The 19,402-nt window shown below is 42.4% G+C and carries 20 protein-coding genes; all 20 read right to left on the reverse strand.

What is annotated here, in order from left to right:
* Positions 1–16: 16 nt before the first annotated feature.
* A complete protein-coding gene (locus tag BUA78_RS12750; protein WP_338011619.1) occupies positions 17–811 on the reverse strand; it encodes a phosphatidate cytidylyltransferase in 795 nt (264 codons plus the stop codon).
* Between the two features lie 4 nt (positions 812–815).
* The gene (locus tag BUA78_RS12755) at positions 816–1,604 is read right to left on the reverse strand and encodes an isoprenyl transferase (RefSeq protein ID WP_072915153.1); all 789 of its coding nucleotides are present in this window, start codon (positions 1,602–1,604) and stop codon (positions 816–818) included.
* Between the two features lie 54 nt (positions 1,605–1,658).
* The gene (locus tag BUA78_RS12760) at positions 1,659–1,823 is read right to left on the reverse strand and encodes a DUF362 domain-containing protein (RefSeq protein WP_072915156.1); all 165 of its coding nucleotides are present in this window, start codon (positions 1,821–1,823) and stop codon (positions 1,659–1,661) included.
* The gene (locus BUA78_RS20980; RefSeq protein ID WP_072915158.1) at positions 1,813–2,028 is read right to left on the reverse strand and encodes a PASTA domain-containing protein; all 216 of its coding nucleotides are present in this window, start codon (positions 2,026–2,028) and stop codon (positions 1,813–1,815) included. The genes BUA78_RS12760 and BUA78_RS20980 overlap by 11 nt, the downstream gene beginning before the upstream one ends.
* Positions 2,029–2,583, reverse strand: a complete 555-nt coding sequence (gene frr / locus BUA78_RS12770; RefSeq protein ID WP_072915161.1) for a ribosome recycling factor — start codon at positions 2,581–2,583, stop codon at positions 2,029–2,031. It abuts the gene before it with no gap.
* Positions 2,576–3,304: a UMP kinase gene (gene pyrH / locus BUA78_RS12775; RefSeq protein ID WP_072915162.1), complete on the reverse strand. Its 729-nt coding sequence runs from the start codon at positions 3,302–3,304 to the stop codon at positions 2,576–2,578. The genes frr and pyrH overlap by 8 nt, the downstream gene beginning before the upstream one ends.
* Positions 3,305–3,382: 78 nt before the next feature.
* Positions 3,383–4,036, reverse strand: a complete 654-nt coding sequence (tsf, locus tag BUA78_RS12780) for a translation elongation factor Ts (RefSeq protein ID WP_072915165.1) — start codon at positions 4,034–4,036, stop codon at positions 3,383–3,385.
* A 214-nt stretch (positions 4,037–4,250) separates the two neighbouring features.
* Positions 4,251–4,949 carry a 30S ribosomal protein S2 gene (gene rpsB, locus BUA78_RS12785; protein WP_072915167.1) on the reverse strand — a complete coding sequence of 233 codons (699 nt, stop codon included), beginning with the start codon at positions 4,947–4,949 and terminating at the stop codon, positions 4,251–4,253.
* Between the two features lie 205 nt (positions 4,950–5,154).
* The gene (codY, locus tag BUA78_RS12790) at positions 5,155–5,940 is read right to left on the reverse strand and encodes a GTP-sensing pleiotropic transcriptional regulator CodY (RefSeq protein ID WP_072915170.1); all 786 of its coding nucleotides are present in this window, start codon (positions 5,938–5,940) and stop codon (positions 5,155–5,157) included.
* 22 nt (positions 5,941–5,962) lie between these two features.
* Positions 5,963–7,363: an ATP-dependent protease ATPase subunit HslU gene (hslU, locus tag BUA78_RS12795; RefSeq protein ID WP_072915172.1), complete on the reverse strand. Its 1,401-nt coding sequence runs from the start codon at positions 7,361–7,363 to the stop codon at positions 5,963–5,965.
* A 30-nt stretch (positions 7,364–7,393) separates the two neighbouring features.
* The gene (hslV, locus tag BUA78_RS12800; protein WP_072915175.1) at positions 7,394–7,924 is read right to left on the reverse strand and encodes an ATP-dependent protease subunit HslV; all 531 of its coding nucleotides are present in this window, start codon (positions 7,922–7,924) and stop codon (positions 7,394–7,396) included.
* A gap of 28 nt (positions 7,925–7,952) precedes the next feature.
* Positions 7,953–8,849, reverse strand: coding sequence for a tyrosine recombinase XerC (xerC, locus tag BUA78_RS12805; protein ID WP_072915177.1), 897 nt, complete (start codon positions 8,847–8,849; stop codon positions 7,953–7,955).
* 107 nt (positions 8,850–8,956) lie between these two features.
* Entirely contained in the window at positions 8,957–10,261 is a 1,305-nt protein-coding gene (gene trmFO, locus BUA78_RS12810; protein ID WP_072915180.1) for an FADH(2)-oxidizing methylenetetrahydrofolate--tRNA-(uracil(54)-C(5))-methyltransferase TrmFO, read from the reverse strand.
* A gap of 45 nt (positions 10,262–10,306) precedes the next feature.
* Entirely contained in the window at positions 10,307–12,502 is a 2,196-nt protein-coding gene (gene topA / locus BUA78_RS12815) for a type I DNA topoisomerase (RefSeq protein ID WP_084082413.1), read from the reverse strand.
* A gap of 171 nt (positions 12,503–12,673) precedes the next feature.
* Positions 12,674–13,768: a DNA-processing protein DprA gene (gene dprA, locus BUA78_RS12820; protein ID WP_072915184.1), complete on the reverse strand. Its 1,095-nt coding sequence runs from the start codon at positions 13,766–13,768 to the stop codon at positions 12,674–12,676.
* A 155-nt stretch (positions 13,769–13,923) separates the two neighbouring features.
* The gene (gene ligD / locus BUA78_RS12825) at positions 13,924–14,832 is read right to left on the reverse strand and encodes a non-homologous end-joining DNA ligase (protein WP_072915188.1); all 909 of its coding nucleotides are present in this window, start codon (positions 14,830–14,832) and stop codon (positions 13,924–13,926) included.
* Positions 14,833–14,926: 94 nt separating this feature from the next.
* On the reverse strand, positions 14,927–16,210 hold the full coding sequence (locus tag BUA78_RS12830) for an ArsB/NhaD family transporter (RefSeq protein WP_072915191.1): 1,284 nt from the start codon (positions 16,208–16,210) through the stop codon (positions 14,927–14,929).
* Between the two features lie 206 nt (positions 16,211–16,416).
* Entirely contained in the window at positions 16,417–17,865 is a 1,449-nt protein-coding gene (locus BUA78_RS12835; RefSeq protein ID WP_072915193.1) for an SLC13 family permease, read from the reverse strand.
* A gap of 289 nt (positions 17,866–18,154) precedes the next feature.
* Entirely contained in the window at positions 18,155–18,523 is a 369-nt protein-coding gene (locus BUA78_RS12840) for a Na-translocating system protein MpsC family protein (protein WP_084082414.1), read from the reverse strand.
* A 431-nt stretch (positions 18,524–18,954) separates the two neighbouring features.
* Positions 18,955–19,377 (reverse strand): HTH domain-containing protein, encoded by a 423-nt coding sequence (locus BUA78_RS12845; protein ID WP_072915199.1) that lies wholly within the window; start codon positions 19,375–19,377, stop codon positions 18,955–18,957.
* Between the last annotated feature and the right edge of the window lie 25 nt (positions 19,378–19,402).

A 19,402-nucleotide genomic window follows, 5' to 3' on the forward strand; every position in this document is an offset into this window, starting at 1 on the left:
TCAATGCCAATTATAATCAAATTATTAACAGATTGACAACGTAGTATACCAGAGGAGCGGTAAATAACAAACTGTCAAAACGATCTAGCATGCCCCCATGCCCTGGGATAATATTCCCAGAGTCTTTTACCCCCGCTTGTCTCTTAAGGGCAGATTCCACCAGGTCTCCCAGTAAGGATGCAATACCGATGAGTGCACCCAACAGGACGACTGGCCATAAGGGTAAAACAGGCACCAGCTTAACAAAGGCAAGGGCTGTTAACGAGGAACCGATAACTCCACCCACTGCCCCCTCTATTGTTTTTTTCGGACTTAATAGCGGTGCTAGCTTATGTTTACCCAAGACACGACCCACAAAGTAGGCAAAAGTATCACTGGCCCAGGTGGCTGTTAACAGCAACAGCAACCACACAAAACCATTTTCCAGACCCCGGATAAGATAAAAGAAAACAAAGTTAGCTAAGTATAATACAGCAGTTACATTGCCAAAAGCATCAAGGGGGCCCGTTTTGGGGTATTGAAAGACCATCAATAGAAGGTTAGCAAAGAGCAGCAAAACAATGGTAAAACCTATGTATTCATCCTTATATAGGTATGCACTGGCAAAGGTAATTAATCCACCAACTTGTATCAGCCAAGCGCTGGGTTGTAAATGTAATCCTTTCAGTATCACTGCTATCTCTAAGGAAGATAACATAAAAAAGATCAGTACTAACAACCATAAAACCCAACCACCATACCAAGCAGATAAAACAATTACCGGAATACCTACCAGAGCACTTAGCACCCGTAAGTGCAGCAATATGTCCACCAACCTATTTCTTAATTATTCCTCCAAAACGCCGTTCTCGACGTTGAAAATCAAGAATGGCTTGCAACAAATGATTTCTCTTGAAATCTGGCCACATAACAGGGGTCAACCAGAATTCTGTGTAAGCCAACTGCCAAAGAAGAAAATTACTGATTCTAGCATCTCCGGAAGGGCGAATTAATAATTCCGGGTCAGGCATGCCTGAAGTATACAGGTATTGTTGAATCAGTTTTTCGTTAATATCCTTGATTTCCAGCTGTTTATCATCAAGAGCTTTTGCAATATGTAATACGGCATCTGTAATTTCTGAACGTCCACCATAATTTAAAGCTAAATTCAACACAAGTCCTGTATTGTTAGCCGTTTTTCTAAAGGCTGCTTTTAGTGCCTCTTGGGCCTGATGAGGGAGTTCTTCAAGCCGGCCGATAGCATTTATTTTTACCTGCTGACTGTGCAGTTCGTCGACTTCTTTCCGTAGGTATTCAACCAGTAAATCCATTAAGTAGGATACTTCATCCTCCGGTCTTTTCCAATTCTCTGTGGAAAAGGCATAGCAAGTCAATACTTTAACACCTAATTCCGAGCATAACTTGACTACATTCCGCAAGGACTCAACTCCGGCTCGGTGTCCTAAGGATCTGGGCAACCCCCTACGCTGAGCCCAGCGACCGTTACCATCCATAATAATAGCGATGTGATTTGGCAGCTTGTTCCGGTCTATGGCTTGAAGGAGCTTGTTTTCATCATCAATTCCTTTTTGTCTGTTGAACAGGCCGGTTATTTTTTCAAACATCGCATCGCCTCCAATATAAACAACCCCCTCCGGGCATGAAGGGGGCTACTTGCATTACTCTTCAATAATGGCTCCGGTAGGGCAAATGTCCAGGCATGTGCCGCAATTTTCACATGCCATGGTTATTTTAAAAATGTCGCCCTCCTCAATGGCATTGTTAGGACAGGAATCCAAGCAGGTACCGCAGGCCAGACACTCATCAGTGATTTTAAAGGCCATGGTGTGCACCTCCCTTCCCTGTCTCCTCACACACCACTGTTAAAACTAACTGTTGCGGACTCTTACGTGTTACTTTCACAACTCTTTGGAGCCCTTCTGGTTTCTGTCTGGGTGGTTCGGTTATAACCACGTCTATTTGGAAACCTTTATCATTTAGAAGGGAGATCGCAACGTCGGCAGGATAACCTAAGACATCGGGTATCATTTAAACTTGCATAATCTCCTGTTCTTTTAACTTGACCAGTTCATCAATTTCTTTGATATACTTATCGGTGGTTTTCTGCAAATCGTCCTGTGCCCGTTTGACGTCATCTTCGGGAACACCATCTTTTTGCTTGGCCTTCAGGTTGTCATTAATATCCCGGCGAATATTTCTGATAGCAACTCGGCCTTCCTCAGCTTTTTTCTTGATCACTTTTACTAATTCTGTACGGCGTTCCTGAGTTAACTGAGGTATCGTCAGACGAATTACAGTGCCATCGCTGGACGGAGTAATTCCAACATCCGATTTCAAAATAGCTCTTTCAATTTCGGGTGTGGCACTCTTATCCCATGGCTGAATAACCAGCATACGGGCTTCTGGTACAGAAATATTGGCCATTTGATTAAGAGGTGTGGGCGTGCCATAATAAGAAACTACAATCTTATCCAGCAGAGCAGGGGTAGCACGCCCAGCCCGCAAAGAAGCAAATTCCTTACGTACAACATCCACTGATTTCTTCATGTTTTCTTCAGCGGAAGAAACGATTTCTTTAACCATTTAATTCCCCCCCAACAAAGGTACCAATCCGTTCCCCTAAAATTGCTTTTTTAATATTACCTTCTTGATTTAAATCAAAGACTAGGAGCGGGATTTTGTTATCCATGCAAAGTGATACGGCAGTAGAATCCATTACCTGCAAGCCCCTGTTAAGAACCTCAATATAAGTAAGCGCTTCAAACTTCTTAGCATCGGGTTTTTTCAAGGGGTCTGCGTCATAGACCCCATCCACTTGTTTGGCCATTAAAATAATTTCCGCTTCAACCTCTGCCGCACGGAGAGCAGATGTAGTATCGGTTGAAAAATATGGATTGCCGGTACCTGCGGCAAAGATAACCACACGTCCCTTTTCCATATGACGGATAGCCCGACGGCGGATGTAAGTCTCAGCGACTGCCCGCATTTCAAAGGAGGTTTGTACGCGGGTGTCAACTTCAATCTTTTCTAAAGCGTCCTGCAATGCTAGAGAATTGATAACAGTGGCCAGCATCCCCATATAGTCGGCTGTGGCTCTGTCCATCCCCTTCGTACTACCGGATATGCCACGCCAAATGTTGCCTCCACCCACTACAATAGCTAATTGAACGCGCAGTTCCATAACATCTTTGATTTGCTTGGCAATGGAATAAACCACTTCCGGATCAATACCGTAGCCCTTTTGACCAGCCAGGGCTTCGCCGCTAAGCTTTAAGATGACCCGCCTAAATTTGGGAGTTACCATAAACAGGGTGTCCTCCAGTCTGGTGTTCTGTATTCTACAACGATTCAAAAAAATCCTTTATCTAACACTAAAGATTGGTTAGGCTTTAATTTGAGCAGCTACTTCGGCAGCAAAGTCATCCTGACGTTTTTCCAGACCTTCACCCATTTCATAACGAGTAAACCGGCGAACATCAATCTTTTCACCAATCTTAGAAATGATTTCATTAATAACGTGTTGAACGGTTTTATCACTGTCTTTAACAAAGGGTTGCTCCAATAAACAAACCTCTTTGTAGTACTTTTCAATGCGGCCTTCAACCATTTTATCAACAATCTTTTCTGGTTTGCCTTCATTAAGTGCTTGGGCACGCAAAATTTCACGTTCTTTTTCAATAGCTTCGGTGGGTACTTCTTCCCGGCGAACATATTCTGGCTTGGTTGCTGCAATCTGCATAGCAATGTCTTTGGCCAGGGCACGGAAATCTTCATTTTTAGCCACGAAATCGGTTTCACAGTTAATTTCAACCATAACACCGATACGTCCGCCACCGTGAATGTAAGACTCTACAATACCTTCGGCAGCAACACGACCTGCTTTTTTAGCTGCCGCAGCCAGCCCCTTTTCGCGTAAGAAATCAGTCGCTTTTTCCATGTCCCCGCCCACTTCGGCTAAGGCTTTTTTGCAATCCATCATACCAGCACCGGTACGTTCTCTTAATTCTTTAACCATGCTTGCAGAAATCTCTGCCATGATCTGTTCCTCCTTTATGATTCCATCCGATTAATCTTGTGCTATTATAACCATATTTTTCCCCCAACAAACATTGAAAGAAAGGCGATAATAACTCATAAAAACTGTCTATTCTGGTTTTTCCTATTGCAACTTCCATTATTTTGATCGATTTTAAAGTATAAAAAAAGGTAGGGGCCTCCCGTTCTAGCAAGACGCCCACTACCTAACATTCCTACTCTGCGACTTGTTCACCCTGTTTACCTTCCAATACGGCATCAGCCATCTTGTTGGTAAGCAGTTTTACTGCCCGAATAGCGTCATCGTTACCGGGAATTACATAATCAACCTCATCAGGATCGCAGTTGGTATCAACAATGGCTACAATGGGAATGCCAAGCTTGCGAGCTTCTGCCACTGCAATGCGTTCCTTACGGGGATCAATCACGAACAGTGCCGAGGGCAGGCGACGCATATTTTTAATGCCACCCAGGAACTTGTCCAGCTTTTCTTTTTCATGCATCAGCTGAGCAACTTCTTTTTTGGGTAAAACCTCAAATGTGCCGTCCTGTTCCATGCGTTCCAGTTCATGCAATCTATCAATACGACGACGGATGGTTTGGAAGTTGGTTAACATACCACCCAACCAACGCTGATTCACAAAGTACATACCGCAACGCTCGGCTTCTTCCTTAACAGCTTCCTGAGCCTGCTTTTTGGTACCCACAAATAAGATGGTACCACCTTCAGCAGAGTTTTGCTTGACAAAGTCATAGCACTCTTCAACTTTCTTAACGGTCTTCTGCAGATCGATGATGTAAATACCGTTACGATCGGTGAAGATATAGGGAGCCATTTTAGGGTTCCACCGACGGGTTTGGTGTCCAAAATGAACACCGGCTTCCAGTAACTGCTTCATGGAGATAACTGCCATAGCTAGTTACACCTCCTCCCACTTTTGTTTTTAATCCTCCGTTCTCCTCATTTCTGGCAAGACCTTAAAAATAAGGCAACCTTGCACAAATCAGAGAACGTGTGTAGTTAACACCAAAAAGAATTTTAGCATAATCAGGCGAATGATGCAAGGGGATTGTATAGAAAAGGCCACAGCAAAATTGCTGCGGCCTTCCTAACAACGCTTAACTATGCTTCAATCTCTGCAGTTCTTCAATGAGGCGGTCATTGAGAACACGGATATAAGTACCCTTCATACCGAGAGATTTCGATTCAATAACGCCTGCACTCTCGAATTTACGCAGGGCATTGACAATTACGGAACGGGTAATACCCACACGGTCGGCAATCTTACTGGCTACCAGTACACCTTCATCCCCTTCTAACTGTTCAAAGATGTGCTGAACAGCATCCAATTCGGAGTAAGAAAGGGTCCCCAGAGCAATTTGTACAGCAGCCTTCTTGCGGGCCTCTTCTTCCATTCTACCAGCCCGGGCCCGTAGAATTTCCATGGCTACAACGGTGGCACCATATTCAGCCATAACTAGGTCTTCATCAGTAAAGTCCTGGTTAAACTTAGCCAATACCAAGGTGCCTAAACGGGAACCGGCTCCCACAATCGGAACCACAGTTGAAACTTTGTTTTGACCCTTGCATTTTTCTTCAGCAAAGAATACGCAAGAATCATAGGTTTGACAAAAGTTAGCATGGGTTTCATTAACGTTTAACAAGCTGTCATTGTACTCTTCAGGAAAACGCTTAGAACCTTCCACAATATCTTTCATAATGTCACAAGCAAACTGAGGCATAAATCTATAGCCCAATGCCCGACCCCGACGGTCAATGATATAGCAATTGCATTCAATATTTTGAGACAAAACTTCAGCTATCTCGCCAAAATCAACTGGGTAACCCGCAGATTTTTGTAATAACTTATTAATTGTGCGAGTTCTTTCTAATAGATTACTCAACGCTGTCACTCTCCCCTGGTTATTAGAGAATATAACGACTTAGATCACGGTTTGTTACGATGTCTTTTAGTTTTTCCCGAACATATTCACTGTCTATAGTGAGTGACTGTCCTTTAAGTTCCGGGGCCTCAAAAGAAACATCCTCCAGAAGTTTTTCCAAAATGGTGTGTAGACGTCTTGCGCCAATATTTTCATTCTGTTCATTAACAGTATAAGCAATATCGGCAATTTCCACAAGTGAATTTTTTGAAAATTCAATATTAACTTGTTCTGTGCGTAACAATTCTGTATACTGCTTGATTAGAGAGTTTTGTGGCTCAATTAGAATTTGTTCAAAATTACTGCGACTAAGACTCTCCAACTCCACTCTGATCGGGAAACGCCCTTGCAATTCCGGTATTAAATCAGAAGGCTTAGCAATGTGAAAGGCACCAGCGGCAATGAATAAAATATGGTCTGTTTTGACTGCACCATATTTTGTCATGATCGTAGATCCTTCAACGATAGGCAAAATATCCCTTTGCACACCACCACGAGATACATCTGCTCCACCGCCAACGCCTTCACGGGTGGCAATTTTATCAATTTCGTCCAAGAAGATAATGCCATTATCTTCGGCTCTTTTGACAGCCTGAGCAGTTAATTCATCCATATCAATTAATTTCTGAGCCTCTTGCTGGGTTAATATCTTTCTAGCTTCACTAACAGTAACTTTGCGTCTACGTTTCTTTTTGGGGAAGATATTCCCCAACATATCCTGCATGTTGAGGCCTAATTCTTCAACTCCATTACCGGTAAATACCTCTAGCATCGGAGAATTGTTGCCCTCAACCTCAATCTCTAGGTATTCCTGTTCCAATTCTCCACGACTTAATTTTTCCCTTAGGGTCTCTCTTTCAAACTTAATACGGCTGTTGTGCTGCTCCCATTTCTGATCATCTTCTTGATTATCCTGAACCCCACCAAATAACATCTCAAAGGGGTTTTTGGTTTGTGTCGGTTTGCCGGGAAGGGGAGCTAGTAATTCAACAATTCGTTCTTCGGCCATGCGTTTGGCCTTTTCTTCTACTTCTTCAATTTTTTCTAATTTGATCATGCGAATAGATGTTTCCACCAGGTCTCGTACCATGGATTCTACATCCCGTCCCACATAGCCTACTTCCGTAAACTTAGTAGCCTCTACCTTGACAAAGGGAGCTTTCACAAGCTTAGCCAGTCTGCGGGCTATTTCAGTTTTACCCACACCGGTGGGACCAATCATTAATATGTTCTTAGGTACCACTTCATCGATTAAGTCTTCGGGCAGTTTACTGCGACGGTAACGATTTCGCAAGGCAATAGCGACAGCTCGCTTGGCTTTTTCCTGACCTACTATATATTTGTCCAGTTCTCCCACTATCTGTCGAGGTGTTAGGGCCTCCATAGGCTTCAACTCCTTTTCTGACCCATTTTTTTAAATTTCCTCCACCACGATATTGTTATTAGTATAAACACAAATGTCAGCAGCTAGACTTAGAGCTTCTCGGGCAATTTCTCCCGGAGCTAAGGCTGTATGTTTAGCCAATGCCTTGGCAGCCGCTAAGGCGTAGGGCCCCCCTGAACCAATGGCAGTTACTCCTTCATCCGGCTCAATAACTTCCCCATTTCCTGATAAAACCAATAAATTCTCCTGATTAGCGACAATTAACATCGCTTCCAGGGCACGTAGATATTTATCAGTACGCCATTCTTTGGCCAATTCTACCGCTGCTCGCATTAAATTACCATGATACTCCTCTAACTTTCCCTCAAACTTTTCAAACAGGGTAAAGGCATCTGCCACAGAACCGGCAAAACCAGCAATGACTTTCCCCTGATGGAGACGTCTTACCTTGCGAGCAGTATGCTTCATGATGGTATTCTGACCAAAGGTTACTTGGCCATCTCCGGCAACAGCAACTTTGGTTCCTTTTTTTACTGCAACAATGGTTGTGGCGTGCATCATTGGGTATCCCTTCCCTTACTCTGGTATCTTACGCCCGTGGATGGCTTAACTTATAAACCTTTTTCAACTTTTTCTTGGTAACATGTGTATACAGCTGGGTTGTTGACAAAGAGACATGACCTAACAATTCCTGAACACTCCGTAAATCGGCACCGTTATCCAAGAGGTGAGTGGCAAAGGAATGGCGAATGGTGTGAGGGCTGATACCCTCCTTTAGCCCCAATTGCTGACAATATTTGGTCACCATTTTGCGTATACCTCTATCACTTAGCCGATTACCTTGGTAATTTACAAAAACTGCTTGACAATCCCGCAAAGCAACATAAGGACGTACAGATTGCAAGTAAAGCTTTAAGACAGCTACTGCTTGTTGATGAATCGGCACAATTCTTTCTTTAGACCCTTTACCCATAACCCGCACATAACCTCTGCCCAAATCAAGCTGATCCAGATTTAAGGAAACTAATTCAGAAACTCGGATACCACTGGCATACAGAAGTTCCAGTAGTGCCCTATCTCTGATACCGAGTCTGCTTTCATCCGGTGCCTCTACTAAATGTTTGGTCTCCTCTGGATACATGAATTGGGGCAGTTTTTTTTCCTGCTTTGGATTGTTGACTCTTTGTATCGGGTTATTGCCTACCAGACCTTCATTAAATAAGAATCTAAAAAAGGTACGCCATGCAGCCAATCGCCTGGCTACAGTAGCACGGCTAAGCTTTCTCTGATAAAGTTGTGCCAAATACTGTCGCAATAATTTACCGTCAATGGCAGTTGGCACTAACTCCTCCTCGGAAATCTTTAAAACCTGGGCAAAAAACTCTAGACCATCAAACAAGTCTTTCTGATAGGCCTCAATGGTATGATGCGAAAAATTTTTACGTATACGTAAAAAATCAACGTAGTGATCAATTAAAATGTACACAATATTATACACCATTGTCGAATTTTGAAATCTTATAAAATATATCACAAGCAAAGTTGAAATTGCAACTACCTTTTGACAATTCAAAAGTTAAATTGTTGTTAACTTTATTTTCTGATGGAGTCAATTTTCGTAAGGGCTCTCTCGGCATGGGCTTGCCCCCGTTCCCTTTTTCCCTTTAGTCGGATAGGAAGCTCTGGAAATAGACCAAAAGTAACATTCATTGGTTGGAAATTTCCTTGGGGTGCGGAAGTTATGTAATGGATCAGTGCTCCATGGGCGGTTTCTGGAGGAAATAAAAGAAACTCCTCATTTTTAACCAATCTGGCCGCATTTACTCCCGCCAACAAGCCTGCGGCGGCTGACTCAACATACCCCTCCACTCCGGTGATCTGTCCGGCAAAGAAAACTCTGTCTCTACCTTTTAATTGCAGCGTGGGTTTTAATAGTGCTGGTGAATTAATATATGTATTACGATGCATCACACCATATCTTACAAACTCGGCATTTTCTAAACCCGGTATCAAACTAAATACTCTTTTTTGTTCTCCCCATTTAAGGTTGGTTTGAAAGCCAACCAGGTTAAAGAGCGTCCCTTCGGCATTATCCTGTCTAAGTTGTACCACCCCATGAGGCCTCTTACCAGTACGAGGATCTGTTAAACCCACGGGTTTTAAGGGACCATAAACCAACGTATCCTTGCCTCGGGATGCTAATACTTCTACGGGCATACAACCCTCGAAATGAACCTGCTTTTCAAATTCCTTGAGAGGGGCCCTTTCCGCATTAACCAACGCCTCATAAAATATCTCATACTCTTCACGATTCATGGGGCAATTTAAGTAAGCCTCTTCTCCCTTACCGTAACGGGAAGCCCTGAATACCTTGGTCATATCCAAGGATTCCTGCGTAACAATGGGAGCTGCCGCATCATAAAAGTAGAGATATTGGTCCCCTGTCAACCTACCAATCTCCCCTGATAACTCTTCAGATGTCAGAGGGCCGGAAGCAATAATAACAATGCGATCTTCCGGGATATGGGTAACTTCTTCTCTGTGTACACACACCAGAGGATGTTCCTCTAATTTTTTGGTAATGTGTTGTGAAAATCCTTCTCGATCCACAGCTAGCGCCCCGCCGGCTGGTACTTTATATTGGTCAGCTGCTGCGATAATTAAGGAATCTAACCGCCGCATCTCTTCTTTGAGTAATCCTACAGCATTTTCTATCGCTGCAGCTCTTAGCGAATTACTACAAACTAATTCAGAAAAATAAGGGGTGTGGTGGGCAGGAGGATATTTTTGGGGTCTCATTTCATATAAATCTACCCCGATACCACGTTGACTAAGCTGCCAAGCTGCCTCAGACCCTGCTAATCCTGCACCGATTACCATTACCCTTGTGTCTGCCATTCTTTTTGTGCCTCCTAGTTAACCTCTCACAGCCGGTTAACGCCTTTACTTTTTGGTTCTTGTTGTTGCCTTTGTTGTTTTGGCTGTAGTTCTAGCTGTACTTTTTGTTGCGGCTTTTGTCTTGGATTTTGTTTTCTTTACTTCTTTTGTCTTATTTGTAGATCCACCGTCACCCTTGGCGGGACACTCCTCGTTAACACATAGGAGTTGTTTTTCCTTACTCCGACTATTTTTCTCTACCATCATAAAACCGCAATGAGGACATTTCTCTTGCGTCGGTGTATCCCAGGTAACAAATTGGCATTCAGGATATTTGCTGCAACCATAGAACTTACGACCTTTTTTACTACGTCTTAATACCATTTCTCCTTCACACTTAGGACAACCTACTCCGGTAGGTTCAAGCAGTGGTTTCGTGTTGCGGCAGTCAGGAAAACCCGGACAAGCCAAAAATTTACCAAAACGTCCTAATTTTATCACCATGTTTTTGCCGCATTGCTCACAAATTTCCTCCGATACTTCATCAGCTACCTTAACCTTGCCAATGATATCTTCGGCTTTTTCTAGGGTATCTTTAAAAGGATGATAAAAATTCTTTAGAATGCCTGCCCATTCTTGATCACCTTCAGCTATTTGATCCAGTTTCTCTTCCATGTCGGCAGTAAATTCAATATTGATAATATCGGGAAAATGGTTTTTTAGGAGTTCTATAACAATCATACCCAGCTCTGTTGGGTAAAATTGTTTACTTTCCCGCACTACGTAACCGCGTTTTTGAATGGTTTCCACAATGGGAGCATAGGTACTGGGACGTCCAATGCCCTTTTCCTCAAGCACCTTTACCAATGTTGCATCGGTGTAACGTGGTGGCGGTTGGGTAAAGTGCTGTTTTGGAGTAAGTAATTTGAGGTCAACTTTATCCCCTTCAGCCAACTCTGGCAGAAGTTTTTCTTCGTCCTTAGTTCCTTCATCATTTCCTTCTATATATACTTGCATAAAACCAGGAAATTTTACAATAGAACCACTGGCACGGAAAGTGTACTCTCCGGCAGCTATATCCATACTGGTAGTATCGATAATGGCCGATGCCATTTGACTGGCAACAAATCTCGACCAAATAAGCTTGTAAAGCTTAAATTGATCGTTGGTTACATATTGCTTAACACTTTCCGGATCTAAATTAACAGAAGTCGGTCGGATAGCTTCATGGGCATCCTGGACCTTGCCTTTGGCCACTGTTTGTCTAGGTTGTTTCGGTACATAAGCTGGACCAAAACGGTCCAGGATAAAGGACTTAGCTTCATCCATGGCTGTTTCTGATACTCTCGTTGAGTCGGTACGTATATACGTAACTAAACCCATGGGTCCCTGCTTGCCTAATTCAATACCTTCATAAAGCTGTTGGGCCACTACCATGGTTTTCCGTGAAGTAAAGTTTAATTTCCTGGATGCCTCCTGCTGCAGTGAACTCGTGGTAAAAGGAGCAGCCGGGTTACGAAGTTTTTCCTTTCTGGTGATGGTTTGTACACGGTAGGAAATATCCTTTAAATCAGCCAGAATCTGATCCATGGCTTCTTTACTAGATATTTCGAGCTTCTTGTTTTTATATTTGTGAAGCTTCGCTTCAAAAGAGGACTTTCCGGACTTGCTAAATTTAGCTGTCAGGGACCAGTATTCCTCAGGAATAAAGGCTTGAATCTCTTCTTCCCGGTCGCAAATTAGTCTTACAGCAACGGACTGTACTCTACCAGCCGATAACCCCTTTTTTACTTTACGCCAAAGCAGTGGACTTAAATTATAACCCACTAGCCTATCTAGAATTCTTCTAGTCTGTTGGGCATTCACTCTATCCACATCGATAGGACGGGGCTGTTTAACTGCCTGCTGAATAGCATTTTTTGTTATTTCGTTAAATTCAATACGGCATGGGGTGTGTTCATCAATATCCAGTAGCTTTGTTAAATGCCAAGCTATGGCTTCACCTTCCCGGTCCGGGTCAGAGGCCAACAATACTCGATCAACCTTCTTAACAGCTGACCGTAGATCTTTAATGATATCTCCCTTTCCCCTAATGGCAATATACTTCGGCGAAAAATTATTTTCTACATCTACACCAAACTGACTCTTTGGCAAATCCCGCACATGCCCCATGGATGCTTTAACCGTAAAATTTTTTCCCAAATACTTACCAATACTTTTCGCTTTCGCAGGTGATTCTACAATAACTAATGTTTTACTCAATAGGTACACCTCATTTAATGAACGCTTCAAAGATAAATGGATTAAGGGTTTTCCGTGTTAGAACTATTATTTTCCCTTACTTCTTTTTACAATGTATCTTAAAGATAAACTTTTTATTTATACTTTCATCAATAGATATTTTATATTTTATGAAAGTAGAACAATAATGACCTACAGCCCGGCTGACACATACATTTTTCCGGGAAGTACCCGAATTAAACCTTTTATCTCCAACATGGTAAGAGCAACTGCTACTTCACTGGCTGGTAATTGACAATGGCTAATGATTTGTTCCTGGGTACTTGGTAAATGAGAGAGTGCGGTAAACACAATCTTTTCACTACCAGTCAGTGCGTCTTTATTTTCTATCAGGTCGGGTTGTTGAGGAGTACTATCCCCTAGTCCCAACTCTTCCAATACCTCTGCTGGCCGGGTCACCAAAACTGCTCCCTGTCTAATTAGCTTATTAGCACCCGCACTTTTAACATTCGTAATATTCCCTGGGATAGCCATCACTTCTCTGCCCTGTTCCAACGCAAAATCAGCCGTTATTAAAGCACCGCTCTTAGCGGCAGCTTCCACCACCAACAACCCTTTACATAAGCCACTGATAATTCTATTTCTGCTAGGGAAGTGCCATGCAGTGGGAGGTGTACCTGGCGGAAATTCTGTGATAATGGTTCCTTGCTCCATGATTTGTTTCATTAACAAACTGTTTTCCCTGGGGTATACCACATCCGGCCCACATCCCAGAACCGCTACGGTGGCACCACGCCCCTTTAGTGCTCCCTGGTGAGCCGAACTATCAATCCCCCGGGCCATACCGCTAACAATAACTAACCCGGCACGTGCCAATTCACAGGCAAAGGATTCTGCAGCAGCCAGTCCGTAGGGGCTAGCTTTACGAGAGCCAACCATGGCCAAATGAATTTTATCTAGGTTGGGTAATTTCCCACGAACAAAAAGCGCAAAGGGTGGATCATAGATATTCCTTAACAGTGCTGGGTATTGTTCATCCTCTACTGTGATAACCTGACACTGTAGTTTTCTAAGAAGCTGATCCAATTTATCATAATGTAAGGTTTCTCTACGCCTGACTAAGGTTTTGGCCCTCTGCCGGTCTAAAAAGGAAACTTGAGCTAAATCTGTTTCTGAAGCCTCCCAGGCCTCCTGGGGAGAGCCAAAATGATCAATCAATTGCCATAAACGGCGACCACTGCCAGGCATAAGTAATTGCCAGTATATCCAATATTGCCGTTTGGCCAAACTACCACCCCTAAAAAATGATTATCTACCACTTTCGGGGCTATAAATGGATTATCCTTCCAAACCACAAAATTTGTTTCGATTTTTCCATCCCTTGGTAGAGATTAGTCGTGACCCAAAGGTCATAAGTAAGTCGGCAAAAGCTTAATTTTCCCTTAGGCATGCCGGAGAATAGAAGATAGACTTTGGTAGTCTTCCAACATGTTTTGATGCAAGTCACCCAATGCTGCTAATCTCTGGAATATGGTCTCCATCGTAAAATGTTGCGGCAAAATGCTACGTTGTTCAATTTCCTCCCAAAGAATTGGTGTGGAGACCGTTGCTCCGGGTAATGGTCTTACACTATAGGTCCAGGCCATACTTTTACCACGGGTATTTTGCAGATAATCTACATATATTTTTTCCGCCCCTCGCTTGTCCAAAGACCTTTCTATGGTTGCTTTCTTCGGCAATGTGCCAGTCACCAGCTGGGCGATAACACCCATGGCTTTAGTTACTTCCTGAAAAGTGTAGCACGGCTCTACCGGAATAAATATATGAATCCCACTGGCTCCTGAAGTCTTAGGGTATCCTTTTATTTGCAATTGATCTAAAACTTTTTTTACGACTAAGGCCACTTCCATCACATCATCAAAATTGGCCGCTTCTCCTGGGTCCAAATCAATAATGGCTAAATCCGGGTTTTCTATCTTATTTTTTTGCGATAACCAAGCATGCATTTCAATACATCCCTGATTTGCCAACCAAGCTAACGTTGCCCTATCTTCACAAACGATGTAATTAACCATTTTCCCCGAATGAACAATACTAACGGTTTGTATCCATTCCGGGGCATACTCGGGACATTCTTTTTGGTAAAAATGCTTGCCTGCAATACCATCGGGATACCTTTTCATGACCAAGGGGCGACCCCTAAGATGGGGCAGCAGGTAGGGCGCAATGTCCGTATAATACTTTACCAAATGGGCTTTGGTCAAGCCCTCAGGCCACATTAACTTAGTAAGATTGGTAAGTTTAATCTGCTTTCCTTCTATTACTACTTCTGTTGCAGTAGCAGTTGGCATGTTCTCGCCCCCCTGGATTTATTACCTTATTTGTCCCCAGGGAAACAAAAAATATAATAGCCCGGCAGTTTAATCTGCCAGGCTATTAGAATTATTAAGTTAAGAAGAAAAAGTAAAGATAAAACGTGGAGATAATAATGGAAACGATCATTAGTGGGAAAGCCACCTTCATGAAACCAAGGAAAGTGAACTTAATTCCTTGTTTTTCAGCCATACCTACCACAACTACGTTAGCAGAGGCACCGATAATGGTACCGTTGCCACCCAGACAGGCCCCCAGGGATAAGGACCACCAAAGGGGATCTAGGTTTGTAATACCCCCCAGACGCCCCATATCCTGAATGAGGGGGATCATGGTTGCCACAAAAGGAATATTATCCACAAAGGCGGAAGCAATGGCTGACAACCAAAGAATTAACATGCCCGTAGTTAACAGTTCTCCACCGGTTAATTCCAGAGCTTTCACTGCAATCCACTCGATAACACCAACCTCTACCAAACCACCAACTAAAATAAACAGTCCGGCAAAGAAGAAAATAACCGGCCATTCCACTGCTTCCAATGCATGTTCTGGTTCTTCACGGGTTACTAATAACAAGAGCGCCGCCCCTGCCAGAGCAATGGTAGCAGATTCTAGGTGTAAATACTGGTGTAACAGAAAGCCGCCAATAGTCAAAACAAGAACGATCAGAGACTGTTTAAGAAGCTTTGCATCTTTTATTTCATCGTTTTCGTTCATGGCCATAATGTTTTTCTTCAATTCTTCACGCACAGAAAAGGATTTGCGGTAAATTATTTTTAACAGATACATGGTTACAATCATAATCACAATAACAACCGGGGCCAAATTAATAACAAAATCCATAAAACCGAGACCAACAGCGGAACCAATCATGATATTAGGCGGATCACCAATTAAAGTTGAGGTCCCCCCTATGTTGGAGGCCAACACTTCTGATATTAGGATTGGCATGGGGTTAATCTCCAGTGACCTAGCGATAGAAAAGGTTACTGGTACAATTAACAAAACGGTGGTTACGTTATCTAATAAGGCGGATAAAACTGCAGTGATAACCGATAAAGACACTAAAATGGCTAATGGTTCACCTTTACTAAACTTTGCAGATTTTACGGCTAAATACTCAAATACTCCAGAGCGTCTGGTAATTCCTACAATAATCATCATACCAACCAGTAAACCAATGGTATTAAAGTCGATATGGTGAATAGCCTCATCCTGGTGTAGGATACCAGCGACAATAAGAATCATGGCACCAAACAAAGCCACTACCGTTCTATGTATTTTTTCTGAAATAATAATTGCATAGGATATTAAGAAAACAACAGTCGCTAAAATAACCTGGCTATTCCCTTCCATATTGCATCACCTCAAATATTTTATAATAATAAGGATTAATTCCGCCAACAGTAATTATAAACCTAGTATTTCCCTAACACAATAAGAAGTGACATTTTATTTGTCACTCTTTGAGCATGTCGGAAAAACTTTCCGACATGCATACGGGCAAGTAAACAAACTAAGTTTTTCTAAAACCCTGGTCATTTGACCAGGGTTTTTAGAAATTAGTGTATCAAGGCCGGAATACCGATAATTGGCCAGAATGTCAATGAGAAAATGGCAACCATTGCCAAAATGGCCAGACTGGCTGGCATACCGGTAACAAAGAATTCACCCGTAGTAAACTGCTTAGATTGGTAAGCAATGGCATTGGGAGCAGCGCCGATCAGCAGTAGAAAGGGCATACCGGCCATAGCAACGGAGGAGTAAAGAATGATTTCCGGATTTACCCCTAAATACTTGGCAATAACCAAAGCCACAGGTAAGCAGATCGAAATAGCAGCCACGTTCATGATAAAGTTGGTTAAAACAAGTATCAGGAAGGAAATGCCCAGTAAGAAGACCAACCAAGGAGCATCTTGAATCATGGACAGCCAACTTACCGCCATCCACTCAGCAGCCCCGGTTTGCCACAGTGCAAAGCCAATACTCATCGCACCGGAGAACAACAGGACAATATTCCAAGGAATGGATCTTTCTAATTCTTTAACCGTAAGTATTTTGGTAATAAAGAAAATCAAACCGGCTGTCAGCAGAGGAATGGAACGGTCCATCCCTTTTAAGGCAGGAATAAAACTTTGGAAAATCAAAGTACACAAGGCAATACCAACAATTGCTAAAACAAAAATCTCTTGTTTGGAAATAGGACCTAATTTATCTAACTCTTCCTGGGCCCGATTACGCAAGCCAGGAACTTTAAGCTTTTCAGGTTTAAAAATCGTTATCATTAAGAAAAAGATCAAGAATACGGTAATCCAACCAAAGGGAGCAAGAGCAGCTGAAAATTCTAAGAAGCTAACATCTTGACCCGTGAATTCCTTAAAGAAGCCAACGGCTGCTGGGTTACGGGCTCCACCCATTAAAGTGCAGATACTACCAGCTCCGGCAGTAAAGGCCATACCGATAAACATTGCTTTACCAAACTTAGTGGGTTTGCCGGGTTCTCCGCCGTAAAGAGCCAAGATTGACATCATAATGGGAAACATCGCCCCGGCCACTGCAGTATGGGCCATCACGTGAGTTAACAAGGCGGTAAGCACAAATACACCCAGGAGAATTTTACGTGTATCTTCCCCTACAATTACCAACATCTTATAAGCAATTCTTTTGGTGATGCCGCACTGAGTAAAGGCAATACCCACTAATAGAGAGCCTAGAATAAATAACACTGTGGGATCCATAAAGTCACGGAAAGCATCCTTGGCTGCGCGAATACCAAACACGGGTTGTAAAACACCGATAGCAATACTGGTTACACCAATAGGAACAACTTCAAATACCCACCAGATACCTGCTAATAGAAAAAGACCAATACCAGCTTTACCAGCTTGCGTTAATTCAAAGGATTTTCCCATTGGATCCACAGCCGGTGCAACAGGAGGCATAAAGTAAAACAAAACTAAAACCCCGATGCCGAGAAAAACGAAAAAATATCTTTTCATCTCACTACTCATACCAATCACCTCTTTTAGTATTTAATAAAGGTCCTTAATTATCCCCAAGGTAAGATTACATGAACTATTTTTTGTAAGGTACATTCTAAAAACTTCCTCAACATGCTCAGCCTATGAGGTTAGCCAACACCCCCTCCTTTGAAATGTAAAAAACCAACGTCATCTTGAACAACAAATAATCAAGATAACGTTGGTTTACTTAATACCAAGCCCAACGGCTCTGCATCCGGTCTACCAACATTTCATTAAGGATAACTCGCCCCATACCCTTTTATAGGTCTACGGCCAGTTAGTTAATTTTTATTTTTTTCTCCAGATCAGTATCTATAATAAACACTTCTATTTGTTCACCCGTGCGAATACTGATATCCCCATGACTACTTATAACCTTGCTCTTAGTGATGTCTGTAATGATTTTCTCAATTTGTTCCAGGTAAGATTCTCTTAATTCCATTCTTAGTTGTTTTACCAAGGTCCGCCCTTTCTTCGAGTTACTTACGTGTTTCTCTTCTTTCGTTAACACACCCTTGGAACGGAGGATTACCATATCTCGGCAAATCATTGCCCTGGTGGTTTCGGGTCCCCGACCAACCAGCTCTCGTTGAAATTTTATAAAGGCTTCACAGATTTGTTTCTCTAGAAACTGCTGTTGACTCACCTCTAATCTCCTCCTCTTCACTAAACAAACTTTATGCTTTATAAAGGTGCTTGATAAATCCGAAAAGGTTTGTTCATTTTTACACAAAGGCTAACAGATGTGATTTTGATATAATAAAAAGTGATTAGTGTTATATTCACCATTTATTTTTCATGACAAACAATACTTTTTTGTAGTGACAAAATCTTTTGTCTTAAAAGTACAGATTTAAAATAATTCTGTACAGCTTTATATTTCCTCGTAAATTGAGGTTATTGATAAATATCTCTTTTTTTCATCTCCTTGTGCAGCGTTTCACAGGTTTAAGAAATTTTATTTATTCCGTTTCGCTTATGGAATACCCGTCTGAAGGCGACGTTCAATGACTGATAGCTAAAAAGGGGGAGAACGCAAATTTTGCGCACTCCCCCTCTTGTTTAGTTTTTGTTAAGTTAGTCCACTTGATCTAAGAAGTTTAATGGTAATTTAAAACCACAGCGAACAGCCATACTAATGACAACTATTTTTTTTAGAGAAATAATTTGCCGTTGATAAAGTTCACATTGTTTAAACATCTGACCTAAAGTAACCAGAATTATTGTCTCACCCATTGCCTCTTCATCCAGATTAACCCTTAGCTTATAACGGCCAACCCCTGGTTTACCTGGCTGAATGATCTGGGGGCGTTCAATGGAGACCCCCATTTCTTCTAACTCCCTAAGATAACGATAAACATGTCGTTTACTAACACCACAAGCATTCACGAGTTGCTGCAGTGTTACACCACCAGAGTGAGCACTTTCTTTAAGTTCTTTCAAGACAGTAGCCAAATTGGCTTCATGATTGTGTTTGCCACGTCTGGTTTTAGATTGCATTGGAGACGGTGCGTCCAGAGGACAT

The sequence above is a fragment of the Desulforamulus aeronauticus DSM 10349 genome (genome assembly GCF_900142375.1).
GTDB lineage: Bacteria > Bacillota > Desulfotomaculia > Desulfotomaculales > Desulfotomaculaceae > Desulfotomaculum > Desulfotomaculum aeronauticum.